General features: G+C 52.5%; 13 protein-coding genes. 3 read left to right on the top strand and 10 right to left on the bottom strand.

The genetic code is table 11. The annotated features are described in order from the left end of the window. Positions 1-588, bottom strand: a 588-nt coding sequence (locus tag C472_RS17190; protein WP_152420675.1) for a hypothetical protein, incomplete at its 3' end; no start/stop codon positions are given. Positions 589-936: 348 nt separating this feature from the next. Between C472_RS17190 and C472_RS17185 the strand changes: the two genes are divergently transcribed. After that, entirely contained in the window at positions 937-1,371 is a 435-nt protein-coding gene (locus tag C472_RS17185) for a hypothetical protein (RefSeq protein ID WP_152420674.1), read from the top strand. Positions 1,372-1,912: 541 nt separating this feature from the next. On the opposite strand, the gene C472_RS15405 is transcribed toward C472_RS17185, so the two are convergent. Beyond that, complete coding sequence (locus C472_RS15405; RefSeq protein ID WP_006630790.1) at positions 1,913-2,449, bottom strand: hypothetical protein; 537 nt, start codon at positions 2,447-2,449, stop codon at positions 1,913-1,915. A 297-nt stretch (positions 2,450-2,746) separates the two neighbouring features. On the opposite strand from C472_RS15405, the gene C472_RS15400 reads away from it, so the two are divergent. After that, a complete protein-coding gene (locus C472_RS15400) occupies positions 2,747-4,477 on the top strand; it encodes a transposase (protein ID WP_049906819.1) in 1,731 nt (576 codons plus the stop codon). Between the two features lie 401 nt (positions 4,478-4,878). On the opposite strand, the gene C472_RS17935 is transcribed toward C472_RS15400, so the two are convergent. The 7 genes from C472_RS17935 to C472_RS15365 form a co-directional block, all read right to left on the bottom strand. Beyond that, positions 4,879-5,439 (bottom strand): hypothetical protein, encoded by a 561-nt coding sequence (locus tag C472_RS17935; RefSeq protein ID WP_241433008.1) that lies wholly within the window; start codon positions 5,437-5,439, stop codon positions 4,879-4,881. Continuing rightward, complete coding sequence (locus C472_RS15390; protein WP_006630787.1) at positions 5,436-6,062, bottom strand: DUF7437 domain-containing protein; 627 nt, start codon at positions 6,060-6,062, stop codon at positions 5,436-5,438. The genes C472_RS17935 and C472_RS15390 overlap by 4 nt, the downstream gene beginning before the upstream one ends. 242 nt (positions 6,063-6,304) lie before the next feature. Then, complete coding sequence (locus C472_RS15385) at positions 6,305-6,526, bottom strand: hypothetical protein (RefSeq protein ID WP_006630786.1); 222 nt, start codon at positions 6,524-6,526, stop codon at positions 6,305-6,307. A 24-nt stretch (positions 6,527-6,550) separates the two neighbouring features. Beyond that, positions 6,551-6,970 carry a hypothetical protein gene (locus C472_RS15380; RefSeq protein ID WP_006630785.1) on the bottom strand — a complete coding sequence of 140 codons (420 nt, stop codon included), beginning with the start codon at positions 6,968-6,970 and terminating at the stop codon, positions 6,551-6,553. Positions 6,971-6,987: 17 nt separating this feature from the next. After that, positions 6,988-7,383, bottom strand: a complete 396-nt coding sequence (locus tag C472_RS15375) for an HVO_A0114 family putative DNA-binding protein (RefSeq protein WP_006630784.1) — start codon at positions 7,381-7,383, stop codon at positions 6,988-6,990. A 657-nt stretch (positions 7,384-8,040) separates the two neighbouring features. Further along, the gene (locus C472_RS15370) at positions 8,041-8,322 is read right to left on the bottom strand and encodes a helix-turn-helix transcriptional regulator (protein ID WP_049906817.1); all 282 of its coding nucleotides are present in this window, start codon (positions 8,320-8,322) and stop codon (positions 8,041-8,043) included. Positions 8,323-8,491: 169 nt separating this feature from the next. Beyond that, a complete protein-coding gene (locus C472_RS15365; RefSeq protein ID WP_006630781.1) occupies positions 8,492-9,271 on the bottom strand; it encodes a transcriptional regulator TbsP domain-containing protein in 780 nt (259 codons plus the stop codon). A gap of 223 nt (positions 9,272-9,494) precedes the next feature. On the opposite strand from C472_RS15365, the gene C472_RS17180 reads away from it, so the two are divergent. Beyond that, positions 9,495-9,836, top strand: a complete 342-nt coding sequence (locus C472_RS17180; RefSeq protein ID WP_152420673.1) for a DUF6176 family protein — start codon at positions 9,495-9,497, stop codon at positions 9,834-9,836. Positions 9,837-10,084: 248 nt separating this feature from the next. On the opposite strand, the gene C472_RS15360 is transcribed toward C472_RS17180, so the two are convergent. Then, a partial coding sequence (locus C472_RS15360; protein ID WP_006630780.1) for a serine hydrolase domain-containing protein occupies positions 10,085-11,677 on the bottom strand: 1,593 nt, incomplete at its 5' end.

The raw sequence follows: 11,677 nt of genomic DNA, 5'->3' as shown, positions 1-11,677 counted from the left end.
CCCCACCTCTGCTAATCGATCTGAGAATATCCTATGCTGAGCGATTGAGGGTGTGAAACTATCAATTGCTGAGGATTTCAACAAAGCCCTATATCTGTATTCTTGTGTGTTGTCTACGTTATCCGAAGAGCTGGAATCTTCAACGAATTCGCTAACGATGCTTTCAGCTCCGAGTGTAGCATTCACATATGGGTTAGACGATAGAACACCGATAGCAGCCTTCACAGCTGTGTAGGCCAGATCTACGCCACCTGTGTCAAAACTATCGTCATCGCTACGCTCCGGATAGTGACCGAGTGATTCCGGATTCTGGTTTGGATAGAGTGATCCCTTCGAAACATCAATAATTGTACCGTGTTCGTAGATCCATTTAGGCGTATCCTCATTTTGTTCAGCATGATTCCATCCATAGAGACCTCCAGCGAGGTGGTTAAGTTCGAGATCCCCGCTTTGTAGAATATCAAGAAGATGTAATGAACTACCCATGTTAACCTCATCGAATCCCGATTGGTATTCTGTATCGCCTGACCAATCGTCAAAAGATTCCACTTCCTCAGGATCAATTGCAGCGACTGATGATGAGGCCATACCAATGCTTCCGATCGTTGCGATGGGGCCTACCCCAAGAACTTGAAGAGCTTTCCGCCGATTGATTTCTTTCGGTCCATCATCCGAGTTGGCATTTTCCTGTATTACATTTTGCTTAAATTACAGTAATCACTTATACTTTTCCCAGATAATTTTATAAATTTCCACCAAAAAGTGATAATATATTCATATATTGGAGAAAAAGCAATCTTTGAGTAAAGTTCCATGATCTGATGAACCAATCAAGTACTGATTATCCAGCTAGAATATTGGATATAGCCTCAAAGAGTAAAAACTAGAGAAACTTCTGGTCAAAACTTTTTTATACAATATACCCAATAAAAATCTATGGAAAGAAGGAACTTTCTCCTAACCTCAACTGCGACCTTACCACTCATAGCTGGCTGTCAACAACTTCGTTCTGAGAATCCAAGTATTGAATCTACTATTTCTATAGAGAACAGACTTTGTGATGGTAGTGGAGACGAAGTGGAGATCGTCCATTTATCGAATAAAAATATAATCAGACTTAATGGTATCATAGAGGACATTAACGGAGGTTCAAACATCAGTTCAACTGTCTATGGTCCATCTGACGAAAGAAAAGTAATTTACCGCATCTTCGCTACCGAGTCTACAACTTCTGAGAATAACTGCGATGGCAGTGTTGAATATATCAGTGAAATTTCTTATGATAATATAGAAATTCAGGAAGTAATTATTATCCATGGTACCGGGTCGGATCAAAAAGTAATAAGTAGTAAGTCACTCGCAAAGAACTAAACACCGCAGTTCGATAGGGATTCCCGACTCTGCTGACTCGATGGAAACGCTGCTATGCCTAGAGAACGTGAAACAAGATATGGGGCGCAAGAGACCGATAAGGATTCCGTGCCATCGAGCACGTTCTGTTGACTGGTCCATGCGCGAAAGAAGTCGAGTCATGGACGCTACAGCCCGGATGTCGCGCGCCGCGGCATCCGGGAAAACCCGAATACGTGAATCTCTGCTTCACGTGCTGGTGTCCCGAGTCACAAGATCGCCTCTCCGAATGATGATGACCACTGGCCGGGCAGACAGACGAGGGAGCTGAGGGCCGCCAAACCGGCGGCCCTCAGCGGTCGGTCGGGGCTCTGCTATCGCCAGACAGCGACCGTACCGCACACACGTTTCGACCGCCTACCGGCTGTGGAAGAGGCAGATCCGCAGACGGCTTAATCATTTTGTTGTTAGCCGTGGTTTGACTAGCTAGCAGCGTTTCCATACGTGAAACCTATTCTTCAGACAAGTTGTTCACCTGTAGTTGGCGTTTAGGAGTTTGTTTTCACTCACTATTCTCTTCGGATTGGTCGTCTGTGATGGGCTCGAGGGAGTCTTCCATCCGTTCGAAATGGGCTTCACGGGCCGCTTCCTCTGATGGCTCTTTCTGTACGATAGACGTACCCTCAGGCAGCTCTACGTCTTCATCCACCAATGGATCTACGTCGACTACCATTTTGCGAATCTCCATATCCCGATTGATTTTCCCGACCAGCTGCTCGAACGCCGTCTCGCGTTCCTGCCGAATCCGCCGGAGCTCTCGGACCTTCCGTTCGAATTCCGTCTGTACTGCCCAATCATACACGCGACGCCCGAGGATCGTGAGCGCATACCGCTTCTCTGTCCCATGCTCGGTTGGCCTGTGACTCACCGTGAACACGTCGTGCTCAACACCTTCCGAGAGCCGTGAGGACACCGTCGAGCCACTGACCGAAACCGCGTCGACGAGTGCGTTGAACGTCGCTGTTCCCGTCCCGATCTCCGTGATGAGTTCCGCCGCTCCCTTCTTCCGAAGAAATGATTCGAGTTCGTCCAATCCCATCGTACATCCCTGTCCTCATCTTATCACTATAAACCCAAGTGATATTCGATTCAAATTGATTCTTGACTTATACTGAATCATGGCGACAACCAATTCTCCAAGTATAGTATGTATATCCCTTCATATATCTCCTAATATAAGTCAAGAGCAGACTAACGACGCTAATGTCCGACCCTATTTTCACTATACTCTATACTGTTCTTTTCTCCTACGTAGCAGCTATATCTACACTGTATCACTCTAGTCTCCGGCTGATTACAGTCCAGCAGCGGAATGGTTTGTCTTGGAGGTGGCGCAGTGCCGACTGACCCGCCAGCTGTCGCTGAGTCAATCATTGTTCACGCGGAGACGCTTTGTGAGCGTGAAGACCATCTCTGGGACGTCATCCAGAAACTCTCAATCCCCATCGACAACCTTGAGGATGCTCGCGATCAGAACCGCGTTAACTTCGGGACCGACGAAATCTTCCGGACGCTCTTATTCAAGGGGATTCGCGGCATCTCCCAGAACGAGTTAGCCCAACGACTTGGCCAGGAGCCGAGCTTAGTCAAGAGCTTTCACCTCGATGTCACCGATCTCTCGAATACACCGACCCAACAAGAGCTCTCGTACGCGCACGCGCAGTTCAGTGAGGATACCCAGAAAGTCCTCGATCGGACAGTTGTTGGTATCCGACAAGCTGCTCTCGACAACGGTGTTCTCACGGAAGGGCTCGTCCCCTCAGTTCCAACGGATGATGATGAAGAGCCACAGAGTGCGAATGAGTACAAGAAAGAAAAAGCGCAGAAGACGCTGACGCTCGCTCGCAAACACGTCATCCCTGAGTTCGACACGCACCGGGCGGCCCACAAGAAGTACTCCGACGAGGTGATGCTGGATATGTTCGCGAGTATCTGTGCGAACAACGGCAGTGCTCATTCGGAAGCCGAGTACGGGTGGCTCACTGATGACGATCTGGTGTGCGACGACTCGACGTTCCTCCGCGCAATCAAAAAAATCGCGACGCCCAAGGGATCGGACGCACAGCTCACGTTCGAGGATTTCGAGGACGACGATTCGATGCCCGAGATCAACCAGATTCGGGATGCGACTATGACAGCGTTCAACGCCGCCACAAAGAACATCATCAACTCGATTCGCGGAGACGACCCGTTTGACTCTCGGGAGACTGTTGCAGCGATCGACATCACCCACGAGCAATTCCACGTCTGGCCGTGGGAAGACAAGGAAGCAGGAATCGCGAAGCCAGACTACCCGGAGATGGTGAGTGGATACAAGAAAGACGGCGAGTACAAACGCGGCTACAAGTACGCGACGATCACCTTGGTCGGAGATCACGCACCGATCGTCCTCGGTATCGAGCCTGTGAAAGAGGACTCTGTGTGGGAGTCAGACGATTCGCCATCGTACTCGAAGGCTGAGCTAGTGAGTCGACTGTTGGACCGTGCTGAACAGTTCGTTGATCTGGATACGGTGATGTTCGATCGTGGGTTCCACGCCAAGCGTGTGTACGCAGACGTTCACGATCGCGGGCTCACGTACCTCTCGCCAGTCCCGAGATATGAAGATGACTTGGCGGCGATTCAGGATATTCAGGCGCATCCGACGGCAGACGAAGCCGTCATGCACGACGTTCCGGTTGAAATCGATAGCGAGGTACACCACGAGGTGGAGTATCTCTATACGCCGAGTACGAGCGATGATGCTGACGGAAAGTACGCGGTGTTCGTAACGAACCAGGACCGCGTCGAGCCCGAGGAGATCTCGAGTGTCGTGAACGGGTATAGTCGGCGGTGGGATATCGAGAATCAGTACAAGTCGATCAAGGATTTCATGCCGAAGACATCGTCGACGGACTACCGGCTTCGGCTGTGTAACTTCGCGCTGTCAACGCTGATCTATAACCTGTGGCGGCTCACAGACTATCTGATCAAGGTCGCGCTCGACGAGCCGATCCGATCACCGCCAGTGATCACGGCGAAGACGTTCGTGCGAGCGTTGGGCGACTTCCTGCGTGAGTTCGGGTAACGCTTTTCTCACTCCGGGTTTACCGATTCGGTAGCAGCTGCTCTCTTGATATTTGCGGATTTTCGCAGATTTTTGCTCCTTCTGCCAGATTGTATAGGTATATTCGGCCGGTGATCTGAGCTCGACCGGTTGTCGGGGCGGTTTTCGTCTCACTGGCTCGTAGAATTCCCAGTTTCGTTTGTAGGTTTATATGCACGCGAAGAATGTGTGCGGTGGTATGGTGAGGTCGTCGACTCACCGGACACTCATCTCATAAGCCGCGCGAGGAGGGTGGCCTCAACGAAGAGAGGAACGTTATGATTCTCTGTCGAACTGTACCGAAAGGTCGACCACGGAACGATCTCACGGTGGAAGATCCAACGGACTATCAGAAACCGAAGGACAGCAGAGCAACAAGGGTGTCATTGTATCTCTTCTAATACCTCCGGCCCCCTCAGTATCCGGAAGAATTGCTCGTACTCCGTCTCGCTGACTACCTGAGATAGTGCGCGCTCTGCGTTCCTGTCGTCGATGATCAGCCCCACGGAATCGTGACCCTCAGACACCCGAATTTGAACAAGATTACCGGCGAATTTGGCGTCCGTTTTCGGGAGTTCATCTTCTCGCTCCTGTTCGAGCTTGGCTAATTCTCTGTGTGCTTCGTCAACCATCTCGCTCACGGTAGGGCCGTCACGGATTCGCGCACCGTAATCCGGCTCCGGAAGGGCAACAATCCAGTCCTCGTTACGTATTGGATCCAGCCAATCATTGACACCGTAGGGACCAGCCCATTCCTTGTCCAACTCCTCGACTACTCCACCGGAGACGTATAACTGCCTATCAGTCGACTGAATGTAGTTGATTAGCTGTCGCCGTTCTGGAGTAGATCGTCCGATACCACCCAAAACGCTCGAGTCAACGAGGAGCGCATCTGGGAGCGGGTAGAGGGGTGAAGAGTCAACTAATCTCGGCCGATCGCTCATTCCTGCTCCAACACGTACGGAGTGTTTCGAATCTTCCGATCATGTACGTCGTGTTCGAAGGAGTCATCCATGAGCCCTGCTTTGACAAACAGGGCAACGATTGGCTCCAGCGCCTGCGTGATGCTGATACCCTCGATCTCATCAACATTGAGACGGTCTGCTGCTCCACGACGTGTCACCTCGCCACTAAGATATGCCCGTGTCTGCTCAACCGCCATCAGCAGCTTCGCCTTGCCGTGCCGATCAAGGAAGAGTTCGATCTCACTGACCTCGCCGCTTGCACCGTAAGCGGCGATCGTAAGCGGGTCAAACAGTATCCGCGTCTCTCCCTCCCCAACGGGGAGAAGTAGTGAATCAGTCCGGAGCTGACTCTCTTTCCCGCTACTGACATCCTCGACAATGTCTAAGTTCTTGAGCTTTCCCACCCGCATTGAGGTTGTACTTCCGGCAAGGTCGAGCCTACGCTCGATACTGCTGTTCGTGGTAGGCTGATTCAGCAGGATATCAGTATAGACTCTGGCGATGTCGGGGTTCACCAGTATCTCTGAGGCTGCGATAAAGGAGCGTGCGGTGCCCTCTTTCGAGCCGTCCTCGTCCGCAGCCGGGGCGTTTGTTACCACCATCGTAATTCATGATACGTGAACCATGAACTAATATCTTGTGGCAGTTGTGGTAGACTGTATGGAGGCCCCTAGAAATTGTTCTTAGATAACTGATTTGTAGATACTGGCATTCGCATCCACGCCTTAGGAGGGTATTTCACCCAAATGAATTAATCTTAATCTTAATCTTAAGGTTAGTCTGACAGCTTCTTCCGGACAAACGGCTGCTATCCGGGTACTAGGTCGGGGTCACTGTTTCGTGGTCACCACCCAGTGGCCATGTCCCAGAGGAGGGCGACATCGACGACACCGAGAATAACCCCAGCCAGTAGCCACACATCAAGCAACGATGTGAGATCGAAGATCGGGCCAGAAACTGCGAGCTCGAAGGCCGACACCCAACTCGTCACCTCGAACAAGAGTACCCCAAAGATGGCCCAGAGTACATTCGCACCGGCGGCGATGAGAAGCTTGCTCTCGCTCATCCTTGATGCCCTAGCGACACCCAGCTACTGGCCATCGTACCAGGGAGGGGCACCGAACGCATCGGCGTAGCAGTCTGGGTGACACGGCCGCTTGCGGTTATCTGGCCATGCCCGGTCGAGTGGAACCTGCTCGCCGCAGAGCCCACACTCGGCGGTGTGACCTGCCTGACGAGCGTCTGGTGAGAGATTCCGCGCCTCGATGTAAATCTCATGGAGCGCCCACGGTGTGAGGCGAACGGCGACACGCTCGGCCGGCTCGGGACCCCCATCCGGCGTCGCAGCCGAGAGCGTAAGCACCCAGTCGTCACCGGGCTCGCCGTCAGTCGCTGGCCCGAGGGCGATCGTCCTCGCGAGGTCGTCGTCGACGTAGTACCACCCTGCGTCGCGGTCGACGTGGTAGTGGCCATCGGGGCGCGGATCCTCGGGATCGACGTCGTCGCCCATCGTGTATCCTCGCTGAGTCAGGCGTTCGCCTTCCGGCCCTGTCCCGACCCAGTCGTGAGCGGGATGTCGGCGTCGATCTCGTCGTACCACACGACCGGCCGCTTTGCCCGGCCATTCTCCTCGAGTTCGACGAGGCCGTAGTCGGCCAGCTCGTTCACGTTTTCGAGGACTTCTGGTGGGTTCCGATCAACAAGGCGAGCGAGCTCGCGGATGCTCTCCGGCTCGTGTTCGACGATTGCCTCCAAGAGCTCAAGGTTGGTCGAGCGGAAGACGCGACCGAACGTTTCGAGATTCTCGATCGAGAGCGTCGGCTCGCTGGGGTCGACGTCCTCGCCGGCATCAATCGCTTCGAGGCGCTCTTCGAGGTCGCTACGGTCGGCAGACTTGATCTGAACATGGAGTGTCTGGGTCATGGGTGAGGTGTGGGGTTGTGAGTCGGAATTAGTTGCGGGTCTGTACGTCGGTCACCGTACTTGAACAGGCTACCAGTCGTCGCACTTCTCTTCTGGGAGCGCCGCCCGCCAGGCGCGGAAGATCTCCGCAAGGCCGGGGTAGTCAATCTCGAAGGTCTCACCGCCGAACATCATCGCTTATCCACACACGTGTCAATGCACCCTGTTCGGATAAGTGTTAGACTAAACCCTAACAAAAGTATGGGAACAGATAGCACCGATGAAGGCAACACCGAGCGATCGCTCTGTCAGCTGTGAGGCTACACCCAGATGTGGCTGATACAGTACTACTCGTCGTCGGAGTCGTCATCGACAGAGACCCAGGGAAGCTGTCCGTTGCCTGTCTGAGCTACTGCCCGGCTGATGTCCTTCTCGAACAGGTTCTCGATTCTATCTTTGGACTCTCCCTTGAAAAACAGTAGATGATCCTTATCCGCCAGGCGTTTGGTCAAGTTCTAAGTATAGTCCGGTATTTAAAAGGATAAGCTTAATCTTAACCCTAATCATAATATTAATCTAGAATACTCTTCCTACGCCGTCTAGCGATGCTATGTGGAGTTCACACGAAGAAAAGCGTGAAATACGAGAGTCAAACAGTCCTCGAACGCAGCGGTTTGATCAACCGTCGTGGTCAATATACCCGGCTTCCCATTCAGTCCGAGCTTCAATCTCTCTAGTGCCACGACGAGTAGTGCTGTACTCGTTGGTCCGTCGGTCCCGCTGACTTTTTTCGATGAGTCCCTTCTCAACGAGCGTGTCGAGATTGGGATAGAGCCGACCATGATGGATCTCCTTTTCGTAGTAGTCCTCGAGCTCGTCTTTGACCGCGAGTCCGTGGGGCTCATCAAGTCCGGCCACGACATACAGCAGGTCTCGCTGAAAGCCAGTAAGGTCGTACATGTCGAAAATTACGTATTCGAGTTTTGAAATACTATTGATCTGGGGACTGCGTGTCATAGGATCTGTCTCACACCCTCTACGCAGTGGTTTTGACTGTTTCATCTCTCGCTTGAGTCGGAGAAGCGCTGTACTCTCCTCTCTATAGCTGGTAGCCATCGTGAGGTGGACGCTACAGCGGGGAGTGGATCTCGGTGGAGAGTGTTTTGAGGTCTGCTGTTGCGAGCTTGTCGGTTGCAATAAGCCGAAGTCGGGGACGGCCGATGTCCAAGGGGACTTTTTCAGTCTCAATGAGGTTAGCATCTTCGAGTGCTGATTTGGCTCGCGAGAAAGTCGCTTTCGAAGCGATGCCCACATCCTCACCCCACTTCGAGACGTCGTAGAGGAGGACCTCGTTGCGGGCTGCGAGGATGAGCATGACTTCGACGATACTGAGGTATTCGTTGCTGTTGGAAATCTCTTCAGCGTGTGCGAGGACTTCGTCGAACTCGTCTGCGATGTCGTCGCCGATCTCTTCTCGGAGCGTCTGTTTCACTACTGAGAAGGGAGGCGTCCGAAGATGATACTGCTCGGCAGCCTCGAATCTGGAGTCGAACTCACCGTAGACTGATGAGACCAGTTCAGGGTCCGAGCTCGAAATACTGTGCTTGCCCATCACAGGAACTACAGTCTCAGATTCGGTTGTGAAGATGGTATTCTGGACTGGCTCCGTGAGTGTTCGGAGGCTAAGTTGCTCCCGCTGGATTAGTTCGGCTATCTTTGAGGCCGTGAGGAAACTGTAGAGGGCGTCTTTGATTTCATCTGAGTCTGCGAGCAGCCGGACCTTGGGCTGGTCCTCAACCGTTACTGCTTCTTCTGCGAAGGCTGCGATTTGTTCAGAGCGGGGATTGATATACAGTGCTGGCTCGTCTCGGTCGGAGATCATCTGAGTGAAAATGTGTTGTTGGGTCATCTTCTGTAACTTTACGGATATGTACTTAATAGATTTGGTATCTAACAGGTGTTGAGAAAAGGTGGCTCTGTTGAAACACTACTCTTCAAACATATTCCTGTCTGAAACAGCCGGTCGATGGGGACTGCGAATTAGTCAAACTGTGAAATGAAGCTCGCACAAGATCGTTAACGCGCACCGCATCTGTGAGAACTTTTTACTCATATCTCGCATAGAACACCATATGGTAGAAACAACGATACTACGACAGGAAGTAAACCCGGATAAGGTGTCCAAACTGGTGGAGTGGGTGGAAGAAGCAGATAACAGAGAGTCAGAAATTATTGAAACCCTCCAAGATGAGGGTGTGAAAACGGAATCAGCATTTCTTGAACGGTCTTCACAAGGAATATTCCTTGTAACATATATGGAAGCGGATGATTTACAGCAAGTTCAAGAGATATTTGAGCAGTCTACCCACGATATTGATATCGAATATAAGCAGATTGTTCAAGAGTGTTTGACCGATGGTCAGACCGTAGGTAGCTCCGAGCCTCTTTATCACGCGGCAGATCCTGATAGATAGTACGTCTGTATTGGGGGATTAAGGGCATTAAACTACCAACTTCTGAGAATTCTAACAGATCTGAAATTGCTTTAATTTCTCTATCAGCACGGAACATGTGAGATTGTAGAAGTTAGATATGATTTGCTCCTATCAATTGAAATATTCTTGATCGAATCAACTGGCGGCACGACTTGTGTTAATATTCTCTTCCGCCACACTTGGCCTACTTCTGAGTACGGGTCTATCTAATCTCCTGTTCGCAACAATTAGCGTGGTAAGAGGAGATTCCAGTGTCGAAGAAACGCTGTCATGGCGACGAGAGCACCGGCGACGAGCGCATAATGGATACGATTCACTGACGACCAGTCATCGGACCGCCACCGATCCACCGCGAGTCCGACTGAGATAATCCCGGTTACCGCGCCGAGACTTGGGAGGATGAACAGCGTCCGATAGTGGACAGATGGGTCAGAGAGGAACCCGAACGTATCGAATGAGAGGTATAACATCGTCACCACTATAAACGCAAGAAACGCCGTACTCCCAGCATAAACGAAAGCTTTCGACATTTTCTCTCGGTCCTCACGAAGTGATACAACCCATTCCCGGCGAGTTTCTCCGTTTTCACGGGACGGCGACCAATACGTGTGCCCAGATGCCAGTCCGACAAGTGAGACACCGAGGAACAGGAGGTGTGCTGGTGTTGACTCGTTCCACTCGATGCGTTCTTGGGCTGTGACCGACCCAGAAATAAATAGGTGTGTAACCGATCCATCAGTCGTGCCAAACGCAATTTTTCTCCCCGTGTCTTCGTTCTGAAACAGCATCGGCTCAATCTCTACCCATCGCGACGGGTCGTCCTCGTCGCCCGTGAGCAGCGCACCGTCCTCAGCGATTCGTATCTCTGTCGTCGGTGCCTGTAGCGTCGTGACAAGACTGTCGTGTGTCGTCTCGCCGACTTTGAGCGACCGGTATGTTCCCAGCAACTCGTCCGCATGTGTAGGAGATCCCGTGGGTTCCGGCACTACGGTGTCATCCCCTGAGAAATACTCTTCGAGTATCGTCTCTGGGATCGACTCTCTGGGGGCCGTAGCGTTCGCGCTGTTGAACGAGATGAAGAGTCCAAACCCAACTTCTGGGACGAGAATCAGGTTACTGTGGAACGTCGGCGTCCCACCGTTGTGGCCGATCGCACGAATATCGGCATCGTGTCGCTCAATGAATCCTAACGCCGTTCCTGCGAGTGTCTCGTGGTGCGTGAACCATTGGCGCTGAATGAGATCGATGACCTCGGCATCGAGGACCTGCTCGCCATCAATAATCCCGCTATTCACGTGGAGCTGCATAAATCGGGCCATGTCAGCTGCGCTGGCTGAAAGGGCCCCTGCGGGTGAGATACCGAGGCCAGCAAATTTGGCGTCAAGTCCCCCATCGTGCCCGGTCGCGTGAGCGGAGTAGAGTTCATCTGAAAGTGGCTGGCGGAAACTACTCGTTTCCATGCCGGTAGGGCCGAGCAGTTCATCCTCCATCACGGCCGGAAATCGATCACCGGCAACCGACGCGAGCACCTGTCCGGCGAGCGCAGCGCCGTGATTCGAATACGATCCGAGAGTACTGGGCGCTCGGACCTGTGCCGGCATAGGCGCGAGATGTGACTGGAGAGATTGGACATCGGCCGGATCCGCGTACCACATCCCACGGTTGGTCGACTCAAAGCCGCCGGTGTGTGTCGCCAGATTCGCAAGCGTAACTGGGTCCTCCCAGTTGACCAAGTCGTCCTCAAGATACTCCGAAACTGGCGTTTCCAAGTCCACCTCACCATCGCCTGCGAGCCGAGCGATCGCCGTCCAGACGACGGG

This window comes from Halorubrum tebenquichense DSM 14210 (genome assembly GCF_000337415.1).
Lineage (GTDB): Archaea > Halobacteriota > Halobacteria > Halobacteriales > Haloferacaceae > Halorubrum > Halorubrum tebenquichense.
This window is presented reverse-complemented; position numbering and strand designations above follow the sequence as displayed.